The organism is Limnospira sp. PMC 289.06, from assembly GCF_032350395.1.
GTDB classification, from domain to species: Bacteria; Cyanobacteriota; Cyanobacteriia; order Cyanobacteriales; family Microcoleaceae; genus Limnospira; species Limnospira platensis.
This window is the reverse complement of sequence record NZ_JARPLC010000011.1, coordinates 52,231-68,259: the sequence shown is the minus strand read 5'-3', so window position 1 is coordinate 68,259 and position 16,029 is coordinate 52,231. Positions and strand designations below refer to the sequence as shown.

Below are 16,029 nucleotides of genomic sequence, written 5' to 3'. Positions count from 1 at the left end.
ACTATTCATCCCCTCCCTGCAAGCGAGGAAGGGGAATTCCGCAACATTTTGTTAAATATCGGAAAGTTCGCAGTTTTTTACCATAAAAATAATCCCGTTGATTATTCCCATTAGTAAATATTCAGTAATTCGGGGCGGCGATTATTTACACCAGCCACATAAATCCTTAGTTAATGGGGGTTTACAACTTATTTTACACTGCTCAATATTAGGGATAAACCGGAAACAAAAAAGCGGTCGGTTGCCAGTAGTCAGAAGCTACGGACAACAGACGACAAACAATCAACAACCCGGCTATTTTTTAGATTGATCAGCTTCCGTTCCTGTGGCTTGACTCTCATCAATCATGCCATACTTACGCAGGAAGCGTTCCACTCGTCCTTCTGTGTCAATAATCTTTTGAGTTCCAGTATAGAATGGGTGGATTCCAGACCAGATATCAACGTGCAGTGATGGCTGAGTGCAACCCACTTTCATAACGACTTCGCCGTTACAGATCACTTCAGCTTCTGGATACCATTCGGGATGAATATCAGGTTTAGGCATGGTTTAAGCTACCAAGTCAAAATCAACAAATTTTACTTTCTTTCTATTATAGCCATAATTGGCTCCGGACAAGCCGAGTCACAAAATCTAATCAATTGAGATTCTGCACTCACCTGGGTATTGGCCATAGTACCACCCCCTGTCTAGGATAGTTTACACGATCGCTTAGAGGGTGGATTGATAGCCAAAACTCTCTAGCGTTTCGAGTATTGGGGAGCTTTACGAGCCTTCCGCAGACCGTATTTTTTCCGCTCTTTAGCACGAGGATCACGGGTTAGATAGCCTTCTGCTTTCAGTGGTTGCCGATTATCAGGACTTAACTCGCATAAAGCACGAGCCACCCCTAAGCGGATCGACTCAGCTTGACCTGTCAGACCGCCACCTTGGACATTTACCAGAACATCGTAATCATTTTCTAGCCCTAAAGTTTCTAAAGGTGCTTTAGTCGCCGAAAGATAGCTGCTGTTAAATTGCAGATACAATTCGCCCTCGCGACCATTAATAATTACCTGGCCACTGCCCGGAACTAAACGCACACGAGCGATCGCTGATTTCCGGCGACCCGTACCCCAGTAAACTGCTTTACCTGTATCTATAGCCTGCATTATTTACCTCCTGTCGGAATTGTGTCAATTTTCAGCACTTCAGGTTCTTGGGCCTGATGCGGATGAGTTGGACCCGAATAAACTTTTAGCTTTGTAAATAGTTGACGGCCCAACGCATTTTTGGGAAGCATTCCCTTAACTGCTTTCTCAATAATTCGTTCCGGGACTCGGCTTTGCAGTTGATCAAAAGTCTCTGTCTTCATCCCTCCCGGTCTACCCGAGTGGCGACGATAGATTTTTTGCTCCCCTTTTTTGCCAGTTACTGCCACTTTGTCAGCGTTAACCACGATCACAAAATCCCCTGTATCCATGTGGGGGGTGTAAGTGGGTTTATTTTTGCCACGAATGATTTGAGCAATTTCCGTAGCCAGGCGGCCCAGTCTTTGATCCGCCGCGTCAATGACGTACCATTTGCGTTCAATCGAGTCAACCGGCGGCAGATAGGTTTTAGTCATCATGATCTTGCAGTTCTCCTAAGTTAATGGTGATTGTGGTTCAGTTTTTCCTAGGATAAATTTAGGAAAAGTATCGAACCAGATATCAGGAGTAAAGGGGAAATTCGGATAGCCTACCCGTAGCAGGCATAACCCCTGGGGAGGGGCTGCCGATTTGACAATTTCCCGACGTTCGTTGACCCAGATATCTTGGAAGTTTTCTAGCGATCGCTCCTTAGCCCCCACCTGTACCAGCAGCCCCACCAGTAATCGCATCATTCCATACAGAAATCCGCTCGCTTGAACTTCAATATGAATAAATGCTTCGCTCCGCCAACATTCCACATCCTGGACATCCACCCAAGCATGGGGGCGACTAGAACCAGCTCGTTGGAATGCTGATAAATGGTGATAGCCCAGTAATGGTTTAAGAGCTGCCAACATTAGGCTTTCATCCAAACGCTGATGATAGTAGTGCCAGGTAAACTCACGGATAAACAAGTTAGGTCGAGCATCCGTGTACAGGCTATAGCGATAGCGTCGCCATTGAGCGTCAAACCTGGCGTGCCAATCGCTGGGCACAGGAGCAGATGCCCTAATCAGCACATCTGCCGGCAATCGGCCATTGAGAATAGTTGCCCACCGATAGGCAGGAATATGGGCTGGGGCATCAAAATGAGCCACCTGCGCTGCTGCATGAACTCCAGAGTCCGTCCGGCCTGCTGCATGGAGGGGGACACGCTCCTGCTTTAACACCTTGCTAATAGCTGTTTCTATGTCCTCCTGAACCGTGCGCTGATTGGGTTGACGCTGCCATCCGTGGAAGTGGGTTCCATCGTATTGGATAATCAGAGCAATGCGCTGTTTATCAGTCATCGACAATCCGCCTTCCCTTGAGTTCAGCTCCCGTCCCCAACTCCCTGACAATCGCTCTAAACCAGCTCAATGATTGCCATTTCCGAGTTATCTCCCCGGCGAGGAACCGTTCGCACAATGCGAGTATATCCCCCTTTACGGGAGCCATAGCGCTGGGCTGCTCCTTCAAACAACGCATGAACCAGTTGTTTGTCATAGATATAACCCATCGCTTGACGGCGAGAGGCTAGGGAGCCATCTTTGGCCAGAGTAATCATCCGTTCTACTTCAGAGCGCACAGCTTTAGCTCGTGCTTTAGTCGTAGTTACCCGACCGTGACGGATGAGTTCAGTAGTCAGCGATCGCAAAAGAGCTTTTCGCTGGTCCGCAGGTTTACCAAGTTGATGAATACGACAACGATGACGCATGACAAATTATTTAGATAAGTTACTTAGATTTAGTTCCGAAACCAGCCATAAACAGGCACTCACAACTCACCCCGAGCCGTGAGCCTCTATGGCACTACCAGCCTCAAGATTTAGCAGCTCGCTCCTTAGGTAAAGTAATTCCTAGGCGATTTTGGAGAGCTTCGATCACCTCTTCAGCAGACTTTTGACCGAAATTTTTGATCTCTAGGAGATCTTCCTCCGTATAATCTCGTAAGTCCGCCACCGAGTTGATTTGCGCTCGTTTGAGGCAGTTATAAGCCCTAACCGAAAGTTGTAGCTCCTCAATGGGGATCTGGCTGGTAGGATCGATATCATCCCTTTGATCGCTCGTAATTGATTCTAGGTTGATATCTTTCAGGGCACCGAATAGGTCCACCAAAATCGCCGCCGCTTGACTGATAGCTTCTTGGGGAGTCAAACTACCACTGGTCCAGATTTCCAACGTTAGCCGATCTTTCTCTAAAGATCCGCCATCGCGGGCATCTTCTACAGTGTAGTTTACCTTCCGCACCGGCATGAAAATTGCATCAATTTGGAGAAAATCCAAAGCCGCAGAATCATCCCGATGTCTATCAACCGCTCGATACCCTGTCCCCTTTTCAATCTGACATTCCATCTCCAGAGTTGCCCCCGGGGATAAGGTAGCAATATATTGATTTTTATCGACTACCTCCACTTCCGAGGGTAAATCGAAATGGCCGACTGTTACGGTTGCTGGACCTTGCACCAAGAGACGGCCAATTTGCTTCTGATGGGTATGGCTTTTGAGAACTGCTTCTTTCAAATTCAGCATGATCTCTAGGACATCTTCCCGAGCCCCATCAATCGTTGCAAATTCGTGGTTAACCCCAGCAATTCTGACCGCCGTAATGGCAGTCCCTTCTAAATTTGACAGCAGCACCCGCCTTAGTGCATTTCCAACGGTTATTCCCTGGCCACGATCTAACGGTCCCAGGACAAATTTGCCATACTGACTACGGTCAGTGCTTATATTGGATTCAATACACTCAATCTTAAACTGCGCCACCGATTGACCTCCGTTCGACTCTTACCCCAAAAATTAGACCTAACCCATTACCAATGAAAAATGAAAAGTATCGGGGATGTAACTTCTCATTTTTCCAAACCTGTTACGGCTTTAGTTTGGGCGCACGCCACCAGGCTTTTTTACACCCTACGACGTTTGGGGGGACGACAACCATTGTGAGGAATTGGGGTGACATCACGAATTAGAGTAATTTCTAGTCCCGCTCCCTGCAATGCTCTAATTGCTGTTTCTCGACCTGATCCAGGGCCGCTGACCATTACTTCAATTTGCCGCATACCTTGGTCGGACGCTCGACGGCCAGCACTTTCAGCCGCCGTTTGGGCTGCAAAGGGAGTTCCTTTTTTGGCTCCCTTAAATCCTGTAGACCCGGCCGAGGCCCAAGATATTACTTCCCCGTTTTGATCCGTAATACTAACAATCGTGTTGTTGAACGTAGACTGAATGTAAGCCACCCCGTTGGGGACATTCCGTTTTTGCTTTTTGGGTCCAGTTTTTTTAGTTTGTCGCGCCATAGTTGTCTCTTTAACGACCTATTGAGTTGATTAACTGCCTACTGAATAATTGATTAATACAGTTGGCCCGTGCAAAGCCTCTCCATATACTATTTCTTGGAGGCAGCTTTTTTCTTACCTGCTACAGTTCGGCGAACTCCACGCCTGGTTCTGGCATTAGTTCTAGTCCGCTGACCCCGAACCGGTAATCCCATTCGGTGACGACGACCACGATAAGTACCAATATCCATCAAACGCTTAATGCTCATCGCTTCTAAGCGTCGCAGGTCTCCTTCTACTTGGTAGTTGGTTTGGATTACAGAACGTAAAGCTGCTACGTCCGCATCACTCAAATCCTTAACTCGGGTGTCGGGGTTGACACCTGTCTCCGCTAAGATTTCTTTGGACCGAGATAATCCAATTCCATAGATATAGGTCAGACCAATCTCGACACGCTTATCGCGTGGAAGGTCTACTCCGGCTATCCGTGCCACGTTTTTTTCTCCCTAATAATCGTGCTGTGCCAAAATTAATTACAGTGCTTAGTGACTGAGCTGCCGTGATCGGTCATAATAACAGTCATTAACTTCCTTTGACGAGGGTATCACTGGCTTGGGTTCACGGGATACTTGATTTAGGTTTCCCGCTACTTTCCTTTTTTACCGGTCTGTGTACAATAGACATCAACAGTTAAGATGGGTAGGGTGCGCCAGAAGAATCAATAATAATTGAATATGCGTCATTATGGCTATCTGACGCGCTTTACTACCCTCATCCTAACTATCCTTGTCTTTGCTTATGTTTGGGATTCGAGCAAATCACCATCACCCGCCCTCGACGGCGAATGACGCGACATTTTTCACAAATTTTCTTCACTGATGCTCTAACTTTCATGTCAACCTCATGGGAGTTTGGAAACCACTAGATTTAGCTGGCCGATTACAATTTTATGGATCATGAATTGCTCTAGCCCTACTGGGGCAGAAAGACAGAGGTGCTGTATCTTTCTATGGTTAGCCTGATTTAGGCTCTTTTCAGCACAAAGTTAGTTTGCTACTATGGTGTTACTGGTCGGCGGTACTTTCCCCAGAGTATTATTTGACAACTACGCCCTACGCCCAGGTAGTCCCGTTGTTGATTTTTAACTCTTTGGTTTGAGTGCTTGAGATTAGCGACCCCCCTATACCCTAGGAAATTCAACTATTGTCCATAACTTAGTTCCCCGGAAACATGGCTGTTCAACAGTCATATTTTTACAGGGGGGTGCTGACGCTATATAGAACGACACTAACTACTAATAGTAGTTTACAACAAATTCTTAATTATACCACAGGCTAAAAATTTTCAGCCAGGATTGAGGTAAATCAACCTGGAGCGATTCAGCGATGAGAGGAACCTATTTCTTTTTTAGTCGATAGGTGATCCGACCTTTGCTGAGATCGTAGGGGGTTAATTCTACCTTGACGCGATCGCCCGGTAGAATTTTAATGTAGTTGCGTCGGATTTTACCCGAAATATGTGCTAGTACATTAAAACCATTGTCAAGATCGACTCTAAACATGGCGTTGGGAAGGGACTCGGTCACAGTTCCTTCCATTTCTATTAAGTCTTGTTTAGACAAACTGTTAGTTCCTCAATTCGGTAAATAAACCCCCCAGTAGGCGACTAAAATCATCCAACCAGGTAGAATTGCGTCCGGGCATGGGCCTGAGCGTGTTAACATATCTTATCAAAATCTGGTAATCATCTATGAAATCAACACAAATGACTAAGCCAGGATGAGAACCGCCGGGGGGAGATTTTGTTCCCAGATTGGTGAACCTGGATTCTCCATGCCAATAATTAGCTGGTAATTACCTCTTTTAAACTATCGGTTACTTCTTCCATAGAGCGATCGCCATTGATATGATGCAGTTGGTTACGGCTGCTGTAAAATTCAATCAACGGAGCCGTCTGTTCCCGATAAACCTGAAGGCGATGCAGAATCGTTTCTTCATGGTCATCTTCACGACCCCGCACCAGCAATCGTTTCAGGATGACATCATCTGGAACCTCTAAGTTAATGACCCAGACGTGATCTTTATCTGGAATTTTGCCCGTTTTCTCATCAACCGCCAACAAATGCTCTTGGACAAACTGAGCCTGGCTGACATTACGAGGGAACCCATCGAGAATCCAACCCGTTTCAGCATCAGGCTCTGATAAGCGATGAGTGACCATATCCAAAATCAGTTGATCCGGAACCAAATCACCCAGATCCATATAGGTTTTAGCCTGTTGACCTAGGGTAGTTTGCTTAGAGACATGATCCCTCAAAATCTCTCCAGTAGAAATGTGAGGAATTTTCATAATCTGAGCCATACGAGCCGCTTGGGTTCCCTTTCCCGAACCAGGCGGCCCCAAAAAAATCAATTCCCGCATTATTTTTTCACCATCCCTTCATATCTTTGAGAAATTACATAGGTCTGAACCTGCTTGGCGGTATCAATAGCAACCCCAACCAGAATCAGTAGAGAAGTAGCACCAAAGCCTCGGAAAGTAGGAACTCTGGTAGCGCTTTCCACGACAGTAGGAATAATTGCTACTAAACCCAAGAAAACCGCTCCCAAAAAGGTTAAGCGATTCAGAACCCGCTCAATATACTCACTGGTGGCGCGACCTGGACGAATTCCGGGGATACTAGCTCCCATTTTCTTCAAGTTCTGAGCCATATCTACGGGATTCATAATTAAAGAAGCGTAGAAATAGCTAAAGAACAGAATCATCAGCAAGTAAAAGGCAATATAGACCCAAGGAGCAGGTCCTCCGGGACTCAGATAAGTAGAAATTTGTACCAGAATCGGATTATTAGCAAACTGGGAGATAGAAGCCGGAAGAATCAAAACTGCCGAAGCAAAGATAATCGGCATCACCCCGCCTTGATTTAGACGCAAAGGCAGATAGCTACTTTTTTCGCGATAGAGTTTGCGACCCACTTGGCGGCGAGCCGAAACAATAGGAATACGACGGGTTCCCTCTTGTACAAAAACAATCCCAACAATCATGGCTAGGAAAATCAATAACAAGATCACAACTCGTCCTACAATAGCGCTATCACCACTTTGAGCCAATTCAATGGTACTGCCCAAGGATTGGGGTAGAACTGCCACAATGTTGATAAAAATGAGCAGGGAAGCGCCATTACCGATACCCCGTTCTGTAATCAGTTCCGATACCCACATGACAAACATAGATCCAGCAGCCAGAGCCAGGACTACTTCAGCCATAACTATGAACTGTGGTTGATTGGGATTTTGAGCAAAGGGACTGACCCAAATGGCAATACCAATACTTTGCAATATCGCCCACCCCAAAGCCACATAGCGGGTAATTTGGGATATTTTCCGCCGTCCGGCTTCCCCTTCGTTTTTTTGCAAATCTTCTAAAGTGGGGAGAGCCGCCGTCATCAATTGCATGATAATGGAGGCGTTAATATAGGGTAGAATTCCCAGGGCAAAAATACCCAGGGCTGAAAATCCACCCCCGGAAAATAGGTCCAGAAAACCGATAAAGGGGGTGTTTTGAATGTTTTGGCTAAATGCTTGCCGATCAATGCCTGGGATAGGCAGGAACACGCCCAAACGGACTAGAATAAGCAGACCAATGGTTACGAGAATACGACCCCGTAAACCAGCAGCCTGAGCCATCTGCATAAATGTTTCCTGTGCAGTTGGCGTTTTTTCTCGACTGACGACCATGAAGGACTACCTCTTGAAAACACTATTGGGAATGTACAGAGCAAGCTAATGCTTAACCTTCCGGGCTGGTGTTTCTGGCTCCTAAGACTTCACAACTTCCCCCGGCTGCTTCAATTTTAGATCGAGCGCTTTGGGTGAAGGCTGCTGCTTTAACCTGAAGTGCCACATTTAGTTCTCCATCTCCCAAAATCTTGAGCGGTCCACGGTCAGTGGTAATAATTCCGGCCGCAATTAGAGAGGATAGAGTTACTTCGCTGTTGGCACTCAGAGAATCCAGACGACCCACATTAATGGTAGTGTACTGTTTTCGGTTGATCAGAGGAAAGCTTTTTAATTTAGGTAGTCGTCGATAGAGGGGGTTTTGACCTCCTTCAAATCCGGGTCGGGTGCTGCCACCGGAACGCGATTTTTGACCACGCATTCCTTTTCCACAACTAGCACCTTGTCCGGCAGAAACCCCACGACCAAGGCGACGGCGACGTTTTTGGGAGCCAGCTTTGGGCTTGGCGTCTTGTAATCTCATGGTTGTCTCAGTGCAGTGTAATTAATGGGTTATCAGTGAGAGGCAATTTAGGAATTGCCCCGATAGTCCAATTCAGATTAAGCATAAAGCTGTTCGATGGGGATACCCCGTTCTTTGGCCACATCGGATAGAGTCCGCAATCCTGATAAAGCGTTAATGGTGGCGCGGGCGTTATTAAGGGGATTACTAGAGCCTAGCTGTTTAGCTAGAACGTTTTTAACCCCGGCTAGTTCTAGCACGGTGCGGACAGCTCCCCCAGCGATTACCCCTGTACCTGGGGCAGCAGGTCTAACAATAACTTGAGCGCCACCTCCCACACCATTGGCGGGGTGAGGTAGAGAGTTAGATTTGGTTAGGGGAATCTCGACGACATTTTTGCGGCCATCGGCGACACCTTTTTTAACGGCTCCGATAACATCTGCTGCTTTTCCGACACCGACACCAACCTGACCTTTTTCGTTACCAACGATAACAATGGCACGGAAGCTCAGTTTTTTACCGCCTTTAACTACTTTAGTTACACGGCGAATTTGAACGACCCGTTCTTGCCATTCGGATTCTTTTTCTTTGGTGCGAGTATTTTTTTTCCGACGTTGCTGTTCTGCCATACTTTTAGTTCCTGATTGTTAAGGGCAATTATAAATTGCCCGTCAGCTTATTAAAATTCTAACCCGGCCTCTCTAGCTGCGTCTGCCAAGGCTTTAACGCGGCCATGATAGATGTAACCTCCCCGGTCAAAGACGACGCGCTCAATTCCTTTGGATAAGGAGCGTTGAGCGATTAGTTGACCAACTTTAACAGAAGCATCACAGGTGGCCCCGGTTTTCAAGTCAGCAGTTATTTCGGGGTCTAAGGTAGAGGCGGCTACTAAGGTATGTTGCTGGCTATCGTCAATCACCTGCACATAGATGTGCTTGTGAGAGCGAAACACAGCCAATCTAGGACGCTCTGAAGTTCCTAGGACTTTGCGCCGAACTCGACGGTGACGGCGCTGACGGGAATCGTTACGAGTAAGTTTCATGATCTATTTTTTCCCTGCCTTACCAGCTTTACGTCTGACTTGTTCTCCGGCGTAGCGAATGCCTTTACCTTTATAGGGTTCTGGGGGTCGCACGGCGCGAATTTTAGCGGCCATGTTGCCGACAAGTTCTTTATTAATTCCGCTAACAATGACATTGGTGTTATTTTCAACGGCTACGCTGCAACCTTCTGGGGGAACCATTTCCACCGGTTTGCTGTAGCCGACATTTAAGATCAGGTTTTTACCTTGAACCTGAGCCCGATATCCCACGCCTTGGATTTCCAGTCGCCGTTCAAATCCTTGGGAAACTCCATCCACCATGTTGGCTACCAGGGTGCGACAGAGACCATGACGCTGACGGGCGACGAGGGATTCATCCCGACGCTTAACAACTAGTGTGTCTCCTTCGAGGGAGAGGATAACTTCGTTGGGTAATACGCGGGAAAGCTCCCCTTTTGGTCCTTTGACGGTGACTTTTTGGCCGTCTAAGGTTAGGGTAACTTTGGCGGGAATCGGAATTGGACGCTTACCAATTCTAGACATAATCCTTGTTTAATGGTCGATGAGCAGTGTTTAGGGGTGCAGGAGATAGGTGGCTGTGGGTAATGGATTTACCACACATAGCAAAGCACTTCTCCGCCTAAGCCCTGAAGGCGGGCTTCTCGGTCGGTCATTACCCCACGGGAGGTAGAAATGATCGCAATTCCAATTCCACCTAAAACGCGGGGGAGTTCTTTGCGGTTTTTGTAAACGCGCAAACCTGGACGGCTAACTCGTTTAAGGGTGCGGATAGTAGGGGTGCGGGTTTTGGTGTTGTATTTTAGTGAAACCACTAAATGCTTTTTGACCCCAGCACCTGCTTCTTCAAAGTTGGCAATAAAGCCTTCATCCTGAAGGACTTTGGCAATACTGCGGGTCATTTTGGTGGATGGAATTTCTGTGGTTTGATGCCGCGCCATGCAAGAGTTGCGGATGCGCGTTAACATATCTGCAATAGTGTCGTTCGTCGCCATAGTTGTCTCGTTATTTTACTGCCTCAGTTCTCCCGGAAGGGCATTCCCATTTCTTTAAGTAAGGCACGCCCTTCTTCATCTGTCTGGGCTGTGGTAACAATTGAAATATCCAGACCTCGAATTTGATCGATGCGATCGTAGTCGATTTCAGGGAAGATCAGTTGTTCTTTGACTCCCAGACTGTAGTTACCCCGACCGTCAAAACTTTTGGGACTAATGCCACGAAAGTCTCGAATGCGAGGTAGGGCTAGGTGAATTAGACGTTCCATAAAGGCATACATCCGATCGGAACGAAGTGTCACCATTACCCCTACGGGCATTCCTTGACGGATTTTAAAGCCGGCGATCGCTTTTTTAGCGCGGGTCACTACTGGTTTTTGTCCGGTAATAATCGCCAATTCATTAACTGAAGATTCTAGGGCTTTGGCATTTTGGGATGCTTCACCCAGTCCTCGGTTAATCGTAACTTTAACAACCTTGGGAACCTGATGGATGTTCTCATATTTGAACTGTTCCATCAATTTAGGAACGATGGTTTCCTGATAGGTAGTTTTGAGTGGAGATGTCATAGTTGCTGTCTGTCCTAGATACATTCCCTGGGCTTGGTCAGGGATAATAAAAACGAGTTTTTAACAGAGTCCACCTGTCCAGTCAGGGCGGTTTTTCAACCCACCCCGGGGGAGAAAGTGTGCTATTGATTAATCAATAACTTCCCCGGTTTTTTTGAGCATTCTGACCTTGCGCCCGTCTTCCGTAAAGGTGTAGGAAACACGACTGGCGACTTTTTCTTTGGTCGAATACAGCATCACATTAGAACTGTGAATAGGAGCTTCAAAGTTGACAATACGGCCGCCCTCACCCTCTTGTTGAGGTTTAACGTGCTTGGTACGGACATTAACATCTCTGACAACCACTTTACTTAATTTAGGTAAAGTGGATATCACCTCTCCAACTTTTCCTTTATCTCGTCCAGCAATTACCTGAACAGTATCCCCTTTTTTGACGTGCATTTTGTAGCCCCGGGGCGGAGCCAATTTGCGCTGACGCTTGGGCATAGTTTAGAGTACCTCCGGTGCAAGGGAAACAATTTTGGTGAAATTTTTGTCCCGCAGTTCCCGTGCCACAGGTCCAAATACACGGGTTCCCCTGGGGTTGCCATCCTGGTTAATGATCACGGCTGCATTATCGTCAAAGCGAATACTCATACCGCTATCTCGGCGTAGTCCTTGGCGACTGCGAACAATCACAGCTCGAACGACATCGGATTTTTTGACGGTCATGTTGGGAATTGCATCTTTAACCACAGCGATGATCACATCACCAATAGTGCCGTAGCGACGATTTCCCCCACCCAGGACGCGGATACACATAAGTTTGCGTGCGCCGCTGTTATCTGCCACATTAAGTATGGACTGCTGTTGAATCATGGTATTTCGCGGTTATAGCGTAATTTGGGGTTCAAGATAAACAGAAACAGGTGAGAATTACTGGTTAGTTTTGTTGATAATTTCAACTACGTTCCAGCGTTTAGTGCGACTCAGGGGGCGGGTTTCCCGAATCCGAACCCGATCGCCTTCTTGACAAGTATTTTCCTCATCGTGGGCTTTATACCGTTTGGTATTCACCACAATTTTTCCATATTTAGGGTGAGGGGAGCGGTTTTCAATAGCTACCACCACAGTTTTTTGCATTTTATTGCTGACGACTACGCCAACTCTTTCTTTAACTGCCATGATTGTGAGAAATGAAAGATCAATGATTGTTGCTGATACATGAGAAAGGCTCTATTAAGAGTCATAAACAAGGGCGATCGAATCTACTTAGGAATTAGGGATAACTAAGCCGGATTCTGATTTTTGAGTTGTCGTTCCTTTTCCACGGTCAGTAACTGTGATAATCGATGTCGGGTGTGTCTAATTTCATGAGGTTTTTCCAAGCGTCCTGTAGCTTTCAGGAGGCGCAGATTAGCGAGTTGTTTTTTAATTTCCAGGATTTGCTCAGACAGGTCATCATCATTTAACTGTCGGGCATCTTCAATTTTAGGAAGAGCCATAATTATTTCCTCGGTACAATTAGCGGGCAGTTTTGCGGGTTAATGTGATTAGTAGAGGCAGGAGCCGAGCCAGACCTTACTAGGATTGTGAATCTTCCCGTGTGAGAAACTTAGTTTTAATCGGGAGTTTAAAGGAGGCTAGGCGCATAGCTTCGCGGGCGACCTCTTCAGAAACACCGGCAATTTCAAACATGATGCGTCCAGGTTTGACAACAGCGACCCAGTATTCTGGGGCACCTTTACCGGAACCCATACGGGTTTCTGCGGGACGCATAGTGACAGGTTTATCAGGGAATACACGAATCCAGATTTTCCCACCCCGGCGAATATAACGAGTCATTGCCCGACGGGCTGCTTCAATTTGGCGGGAGGTAATCCAAGAGGGTTCAAGGGCTTGTAGGGCAAAATCACCAAAGTTGATATTGTTGCCGCGAGTTGCCTGACCCCGCATTCGACCCCGCTGTTGTTTGCGGAATTTAGTTCTTCTTGGGCTTAACATGATCGCAAATAGTAGTGAGTGGAGTTAATGGGACAGAGGGCTACCCGACAGGGAGATAAGTCTTAGGGTGTGGGTTATCAACCTACCCAGATCGCGCCTACTAGAACTTTTTATGTATCACTAGAGCGGTCATCATACTTTTGCCGTCTGGGTGTACGGCGGCTTTTCGGCGCTCTTGTATTAGGTGCGGGGGTTTCTTCCTGACCGGGAATAATTTCTCCCTTAAACACCCAAACTTTGACACCGAGGATGCCGTAAATAGTGAGAGCGGTGCAATAGGCATAGTCAATATCAGCTCGTAAGGTGTGTAGGGGAACACGACCTTCACGGGTCCACTCAGTCCGAGCAATTTCCGCTCCGTTTAAGCGGCCACTGACCTGGATTTTAATGCCTTCAATGCCAGCTTTTTGGGCGCGAGTAATAGCTTGGCGGACAACTCTACGGAAGGAAACCCGTTTTTCAAGTTGGGCTGCGATATTTTCAGCAATGAGGGTAGCATCGGCATCAACCCGGGATACTTCCACAACGTTAATGCGGATCTGGCGATTACTGCCGAGTTCTTTCTGAAGTCCTTGGCGGAGGGAGTCAATTCCGGTACCACCACGGCCAACGACCACACCTGGTCTAGCGGTCAGCACTTCCAGGTCAATTTGATCAGCTTTGCGTTCAATGCGAACATCTGAGATGCCAGCATTGCTGAGATTTTTCTGAATGTACTGACGGATGGTGTAGTCTTCCTGCAAAAGTTGCGGATACTGACCAGCATCAGCAAACCAGCGAGATTTGTGTTCTTGGGTAACTCCAAGGCGGAAACCAATTGGATGTATTTTTTGTCCCATAGCAGCTTAATAATTTAGTCTGTACGACAGGTAATGGGTAATGGGTAATGCTAATCTTCCCTATTCCCTATTCCGCAGGGGCGACTGTCACGGTAATGTGACAGGTAGGTTTGCGAATGGGATAAGCTCGACCTTGGGCGCGAGGGCGGTAGCGTTTCAGGCTTGGTCCCGCGTCGGCGAAGGCTTGGGAAACGATCAGAGTGGCCGGGTCTAAACCCTGGTTATGTTCAGCGTTAGCAACAGCCGATCGCAGAACTTTCAAGACAGGAGTACAGGCGCGGTAGGGCATAAACTCCAGGATAATCAGGGCTTCGCGATAGCTACGTCCGCGAATTTGATCAAGTACCCGCCGGACTTTCAAGGGGGACATTCTTATGTAACGAGCGATCGCTTTTACTTCTGATGTAGTGCTAACTGCCATAGGTTTCTCCTTGATTCAGGCGTGATGTAGGTGTGGGGGGGGGGTCGGTCAACAATGCGGGCGCTTTCTCCCTTCGCAAGTTTTTCAAAACACTGGTGGGGAATTAGGTTTCACAAAAGAACCCGCCCCTACTGTTTTTTCGTCAAAAACCGCAGAACCCGCCGCCACTCCACCGTCAATCAGGCGAGGGATGCGCCACTTATCGGCGGGCTTTTTTATCACTTTTAGCGTGACCCCGGAATGTCCGAGTGGGAGCAAATTCTCCCAATTTATGTCCCACCATTTGTTCATTGACAAATACGGGGACGTGCTGACGGCCGTTATGAACAGCGATAGTATGACCAACCATTTGGGGAACAATGGTGGAGGAGCGCGACCAAGTTTTGATCACTTCCTTACGATTGTCAGCGTTGAGTTTTTCGATTTTGACCAGCAGATGATCGGCCACAAATGGACCTTTTTTTAGCGATCGAGACATGGTATATGTTTAGGATTGCAATGATTCGCTCTTTAGTCGGCGGTTGATTAGCTCTGACGGCCACCTTTGCCTCGTTTCGAGGATTTCCGACGGCGGCGGACAATTAAAGCTGTGCTGCGTTTTTTCTTGTTTCTAGTTTTAGCTCCCAGGGCTGGTTTACCCCAAGGCGTAACCGGACCACTGCGACCAATAGGGGCGCGTCCTTCACCACCACCGTGGGGGTGATCAACCGGGTTCATGACACTACCGCGCACGGTGGGACGTTTACCGAGCCAGCGATTACGTCCAGCCTTACCAATGCTGATATTTCTGGCATCCACATTGCCCACCTGTCCAATGGTGGCATAGCAACGGGCGGGGATTTTCCGTTGTTCACCCGATGGCAGTTTCAGGGTGACATAATCCCCTTCTTTAGCCATAACCTGAGCGGAGGCTCCGGCTGCTCTTACCATTTGTCCACCCTTACCGGGAATCATTTCCACGTTGTGGATTGATGTTCCCAAGGGAATTTTGGATAGGGGTAGGGCGTTGCCCACTTCAATGGGGGCATCAGGTCCAGATACAATCACCGTCCCGACAGCCAAGCCTACAGGGTGGAGAATATAGCGTTTTTCGCCATCCACATAGTTAAGTAGGGCAATTCTAGCGTTACGGTTGGGGTCGTATTCAATCTCAGCGACTTTAGCGGGCACATTATGTTTATCCCGGCGAAAGTCAACAATCCGATATAGTTTTTTATGTCCACCACCCCTATGGCGGCAGGTAATGACACCGCGATTATTACGACCTTTAAGGCGGTGTTTAGAGAGGGTTAGAGATTTTTCTGGCTCGGATCTAGTAATTTCTGTAAATTCCGAGACAGTATGTTGGCGTGTGCTTGGAGTATAAGGTCGGTAGAAACGAATTGCCATATAGTCGATCCTCTGTCTGTTTCTGTGGAAGTTAGAGATCTAGATTTCCGGATAGGGCCAGAAAACTCGATCGCTGTAATGTCGGTGTTCAAGAATTACCCGGGTC

Annotated in this window: 28 protein-coding genes; all 28 read right to left on the bottom strand. The window is 47.4% G+C overall.

Features of this window, described 5'->3' with window-relative positions; translation table 11 throughout:
- Positions 1–294 precede the first annotated feature (294 nt).
- Entirely contained in the window at positions 295–546 is a 252-nt protein-coding gene (gene rpmE, locus P5674_RS04560) for a 50S ribosomal protein L31 (protein WP_006621318.1), read from the bottom strand.
- Between the two features lie 194 nt (positions 547–740).
- Positions 741–1,151 (bottom strand): 30S ribosomal protein S9, encoded by a 411-nt coding sequence (rpsI, locus tag P5674_RS04555; protein ID WP_006618072.1) that lies wholly within the window; start codon positions 1,149–1,151, stop codon positions 741–743.
- Positions 1,151–1,609 carry a 50S ribosomal protein L13 gene (rplM, locus tag P5674_RS04550; protein ID WP_126277489.1) on the bottom strand — a complete coding sequence of 153 codons (459 nt, stop codon included), beginning with the start codon at positions 1,607–1,609 and terminating at the stop codon, positions 1,151–1,153. The genes rpsI and rplM overlap by 1 nt, the downstream gene beginning before the upstream one ends.
- Before the next feature lie 15 nt (positions 1,610–1,624).
- The gene (gene truA / locus P5674_RS04545) at positions 1,625–2,461 is read right to left on the bottom strand and encodes a tRNA pseudouridine(38-40) synthase TruA (protein WP_006618074.1); all 837 of its coding nucleotides are present in this window, start codon (positions 2,459–2,461) and stop codon (positions 1,625–1,627) included.
- A 56-nt stretch (positions 2,462–2,517) separates the two neighbouring features.
- Positions 2,518–2,868, bottom strand: a complete 351-nt coding sequence (gene rplQ / locus P5674_RS04540; RefSeq protein ID WP_006618075.1) for a 50S ribosomal protein L17 — start codon at positions 2,866–2,868, stop codon at positions 2,518–2,520.
- A gap of 103 nt (positions 2,869–2,971) precedes the next feature.
- Positions 2,972–3,916, bottom strand: a complete 945-nt coding sequence (locus P5674_RS04535) for a DNA-directed RNA polymerase subunit alpha (protein ID WP_006618076.1) — start codon at positions 3,914–3,916, stop codon at positions 2,972–2,974.
- A gap of 140 nt (positions 3,917–4,056) precedes the next feature.
- Positions 4,057–4,449, bottom strand: a complete 393-nt coding sequence (gene rpsK / locus P5674_RS04530; RefSeq protein ID WP_006618077.1) for a 30S ribosomal protein S11 — start codon at positions 4,447–4,449, stop codon at positions 4,057–4,059.
- 89 nt (positions 4,450–4,538) lie between these two features.
- Complete coding sequence (gene rpsM / locus P5674_RS04525; RefSeq protein WP_006618078.1) at positions 4,539–4,922, bottom strand: 30S ribosomal protein S13; 384 nt, start codon at positions 4,920–4,922, stop codon at positions 4,539–4,541.
- A gap of 286 nt (positions 4,923–5,208) precedes the next feature.
- Complete coding sequence (rpmJ, locus tag P5674_RS04520) at positions 5,209–5,322, bottom strand: 50S ribosomal protein L36 (RefSeq protein ID WP_006618079.1); 114 nt, start codon at positions 5,320–5,322, stop codon at positions 5,209–5,211.
- A 502-nt stretch (positions 5,323–5,824) separates the two neighbouring features.
- Entirely contained in the window at positions 5,825–6,049 is a 225-nt protein-coding gene (infA, locus tag P5674_RS04515; RefSeq protein WP_006618080.1) for a translation initiation factor IF-1, read from the bottom strand.
- A gap of 221 nt (positions 6,050–6,270) precedes the next feature.
- Positions 6,271–6,849, bottom strand: coding sequence for an adenylate kinase (locus P5674_RS04510; RefSeq protein ID WP_006618081.1), 579 nt, complete (start codon positions 6,847–6,849; stop codon positions 6,271–6,273).
- Positions 6,849–8,165 (bottom strand): preprotein translocase subunit SecY, encoded by a 1,317-nt coding sequence (gene secY, locus P5674_RS04505; protein ID WP_006618082.1) that lies wholly within the window; start codon positions 8,163–8,165, stop codon positions 6,849–6,851. The genes P5674_RS04510 and secY overlap by 1 nt, the downstream gene beginning before the upstream one ends.
- Positions 8,166–8,217: 52 nt before the next feature.
- Complete coding sequence (rplO, locus tag P5674_RS04500) at positions 8,218–8,688, bottom strand: 50S ribosomal protein L15 (protein WP_006618083.1); 471 nt, start codon at positions 8,686–8,688, stop codon at positions 8,218–8,220.
- Between the two features lie 77 nt (positions 8,689–8,765).
- Positions 8,766–9,296: a 30S ribosomal protein S5 gene (gene rpsE, locus P5674_RS04495; RefSeq protein ID WP_006618084.1), complete on the bottom strand. Its 531-nt coding sequence runs from the start codon at positions 9,294–9,296 to the stop codon at positions 8,766–8,768.
- 50 nt (positions 9,297–9,346) lie between these two features.
- Complete coding sequence (rplR, locus tag P5674_RS04490) at positions 9,347–9,709, bottom strand: 50S ribosomal protein L18 (RefSeq protein WP_006618085.1); 363 nt, start codon at positions 9,707–9,709, stop codon at positions 9,347–9,349.
- Positions 9,710–9,712: 3 nt separating this feature from the next.
- On the bottom strand, positions 9,713–10,252 hold the full coding sequence (gene rplF, locus P5674_RS04485) for a 50S ribosomal protein L6 (protein ID WP_315669822.1): 540 nt from the start codon (positions 10,250–10,252) through the stop codon (positions 9,713–9,715).
- 68 nt (positions 10,253–10,320) lie between these two features.
- Positions 10,321–10,722, bottom strand: a complete 402-nt coding sequence (gene rpsH / locus P5674_RS04480; protein WP_006618087.1) for a 30S ribosomal protein S8 — start codon at positions 10,720–10,722, stop codon at positions 10,321–10,323.
- Positions 10,723–10,745: 23 nt separating this feature from the next.
- A complete protein-coding gene (gene rplE / locus P5674_RS04475) occupies positions 10,746–11,291 on the bottom strand; it encodes a 50S ribosomal protein L5 (RefSeq protein WP_006618088.1) in 546 nt (181 codons plus the stop codon).
- A gap of 129 nt (positions 11,292–11,420) precedes the next feature.
- A complete protein-coding gene (gene rplX / locus P5674_RS04470) occupies positions 11,421–11,777 on the bottom strand; it encodes a 50S ribosomal protein L24 (RefSeq protein ID WP_014275228.1) in 357 nt (118 codons plus the stop codon).
- A 3-nt stretch (positions 11,778–11,780) separates the two neighbouring features.
- Complete coding sequence (gene rplN, locus P5674_RS04465; protein WP_006618090.1) at positions 11,781–12,149, bottom strand: 50S ribosomal protein L14; 369 nt, start codon at positions 12,147–12,149, stop codon at positions 11,781–11,783.
- 57 nt (positions 12,150–12,206) lie between these two features.
- Positions 12,207–12,455, bottom strand: coding sequence for a 30S ribosomal protein S17 (gene rpsQ / locus P5674_RS04460; protein WP_006618091.1), 249 nt, complete (start codon positions 12,453–12,455; stop codon positions 12,207–12,209).
- A 104-nt stretch (positions 12,456–12,559) separates the two neighbouring features.
- On the bottom strand, positions 12,560–12,775 hold the full coding sequence (gene rpmC / locus P5674_RS04455) for a 50S ribosomal protein L29 (RefSeq protein WP_006618092.1): 216 nt from the start codon (positions 12,773–12,775) through the stop codon (positions 12,560–12,562).
- Between the two features lie 79 nt (positions 12,776–12,854).
- Entirely contained in the window at positions 12,855–13,274 is a 420-nt protein-coding gene (gene rplP / locus P5674_RS04450; protein ID WP_006618093.1) for a 50S ribosomal protein L16, read from the bottom strand.
- Positions 13,275–13,384: 110 nt separating this feature from the next.
- A complete protein-coding gene (gene rpsC, locus P5674_RS04445) occupies positions 13,385–14,113 on the bottom strand; it encodes a 30S ribosomal protein S3 (RefSeq protein ID WP_006618094.1) in 729 nt (242 codons plus the stop codon).
- A 67-nt stretch (positions 14,114–14,180) separates the two neighbouring features.
- On the bottom strand, positions 14,181–14,534 hold the full coding sequence (rplV, locus tag P5674_RS04440; RefSeq protein WP_006618095.1) for a 50S ribosomal protein L22: 354 nt from the start codon (positions 14,532–14,534) through the stop codon (positions 14,181–14,183).
- An 84-nt stretch (positions 14,535–14,618) separates the two neighbouring features.
- Positions 14,619–14,756: a hypothetical protein gene (locus tag P5674_RS04435; RefSeq protein ID WP_157888690.1), complete on the bottom strand. Its 138-nt coding sequence runs from the start codon at positions 14,754–14,756 to the stop codon at positions 14,619–14,621.
- Positions 14,734–15,012, bottom strand: coding sequence for a 30S ribosomal protein S19 (rpsS, locus tag P5674_RS04430; RefSeq protein WP_006617591.1), 279 nt, complete (start codon positions 15,010–15,012; stop codon positions 14,734–14,736). The genes P5674_RS04435 and rpsS overlap by 23 nt, the downstream gene beginning before the upstream one ends.
- A gap of 47 nt (positions 15,013–15,059) precedes the next feature.
- Entirely contained in the window at positions 15,060–15,923 is an 864-nt protein-coding gene (gene rplB / locus P5674_RS04425) for a 50S ribosomal protein L2 (protein ID WP_006617592.1), read from the bottom strand.
- Positions 15,924–16,029: the final 106 nt, after the last annotated feature.